3 tRNA genes are annotated in these 1178 nt (G+C 50.8%); 1 reads left to right on the top strand and 2 read right to left on the bottom strand.

Annotated features, from left to right (window positions below):
* The first annotated feature begins 80 nt into the window (after positions 1 to 80).
* A tRNA-Asp gene (locus ACGLHS_RS32225) sits at positions 81 to 152 on the top strand.
* 302 nt (positions 153 to 454) lie between these two features.
* Here ACGLHS_RS32225 and ACGLHS_RS32220 read toward each other — a convergent pair.
* Positions 455 to 527: transfer RNA gene (locus tag ACGLHS_RS32220), tRNA-Val, on the bottom strand.
* Between the two features lie 302 nt (positions 528 to 829).
* A tRNA-Val gene (locus ACGLHS_RS32215) sits at positions 830 to 902 on the bottom strand.
* Between the last annotated feature and the right edge of the window lie 276 nt (positions 903 to 1178).

The following is a 1178-nucleotide window of genomic DNA, read 5'->3' as shown; positions in this document are numbered from 1 at the left end:
ATAACTACGGGAACGTTCCCCGTCGACGTCAGAACCGCTCTGCCGGCCCGTTGACGTGCCATAACTCATCCATGCAGCAGTCCTCGTTAGTATAGTGGACAGTATCTCCGCCTGTCACGCGGAAGACCGGGGTTCGATTCCCCGACGGGGAGAGTTGAGTTTTCAAGCAGCTGCGGATAATTTACCGGGAAAGACCAAAGCGACGCATCCTCGACATCGTGCATGCTCCTCCTTGCCAAACAGGGCAATGAAGCCAGGATATCCACCTGCATCGATCTCCTACAGAAATAAAGTCATGGGCTGAACCCCCAAATGGTCAGTAGTACATAGTTATCAGACATGTTCAGGATGGTGACTTCTTTGTGCCGTCAACCACGCACTGTTTTCTGGTGTTTGACGCGGGGTTGCTCCCACGATCCCATTAATGACTCAGGGTGAGCACCAAACAAACAAGTGTTTCCGCCCGGTTTCGAACCGGGGACCTTTCGCGTGTTAGGCGAACGTGATAACCACTACACTACGGAAACTGTGAAAAGCTCCCTGTCACCCGCGTGGGTGGCCTGAGGCACTTGACCTCCTGACATGATTTCAATTGCCTGACGATATCCAAACATTTCAAATACAAGACATCCTACCTGTTTTTGCGCAATGTTAAGTGACGGTCACAAACAAAAAGCAATTCAAAAGAAGACATAGTTCATCATTTGAAAACATAGCAAGTTCTCAGATGATGTGGGGCACAAACCTTTTGGTCGATGCGCCCTAATTACCAGTCATGTGAGACAGCACAGTTTGATTCCATTACTCAGAGTGAAGACAAAATTACAAGTGTTTCCGCCCGGTTTCGAACCGGGGACCTTTCGCGTGTGAGGCGAACGTGATAACCACTACACTACGGAAACCGTGAAAGGCTTGTCGCCGTCCAAGAGGCCCACTTAAAACATCTGTGCACACTGACCTGCAGACGGGTCCTCACCTGCTACGGGCGTTCATGGTTTTTCGCAGGCGATGTATTCCGACGGCTGTGGTGATCCTCTGCCTTTTTTTACCTACAGCCCCCACCAGGAGGTTGACATTTGACTTCTTCATCCCAATGTCTCCATAACTACGGGAACGTTCCCCGTCGACGTCAGAACCGCTCTGCCGGCCCGTTGACGTGCCATAACTCATCCATGCAG

This window comes from Variovorax sp. VaC1 (genome assembly GCF_043658315.1).
Classification (GTDB): Bacteria; Pseudomonadota; Gammaproteobacteria; order Burkholderiales; family Burkholderiaceae_C; genus Variovorax.
This window is presented reverse-complemented; position numbering and strand designations above follow the sequence as displayed.